This is a genomic window from Ewingella sp. AOP9-I1-14, assembly GCF_052375995.1.
Lineage (GTDB): Bacteria > Pseudomonadota > Gammaproteobacteria > Enterobacterales > Enterobacteriaceae > Ewingella > Ewingella allii.
In genome coordinates this window covers 1-322 of record NZ_JBQSVA010000049.1, presented here as the reverse complement: position 1 = coordinate 322, position 322 = coordinate 1, and the positions used below count along the sequence as shown (strand labels likewise).

General features: G+C 46.3%; 1 tRNA gene. It reads right to left on the bottom strand.

Features of this window, described 5'->3' with window-relative positions:
* Nucleotides 1–146: 146 nt before the first annotated feature.
* Nucleotides 147–222, bottom strand: a tRNA-Glu gene (locus ACT3RT_RS23105).
* Between the last annotated feature and the right edge of the window lie 100 nt (nt 223–322).

Below are 322 nucleotides of genomic sequence, written 5' to 3'. Positions count from 1 at the left end.
GAGATAAGTTTCAGCTGTGTCGTTTCAATTTTCAGCTTGTTCCAGATTGTTAAAGAGCAATATCTTAAACACGACTCGTGAGAGTCATCTTTAAGTTATTTTGGTCCGTTAAGACCGGTGATAATGTCTTTCACACATTATCGGAATGGCGTCCCCAAGGGGATTCGAACCCCTGTTACAGCCGTGAAAGGGCAGTGTCCTAGGCCTCTAGACGATGGGGACACGAAAATTCCGTACCAGCCCACTTTCGTGCCCTGGCACTTTTCGCATCAGCGTAAGGTTGCCCTTACTGCATCAACAGGTGCTCTTGCTCATTAATTTC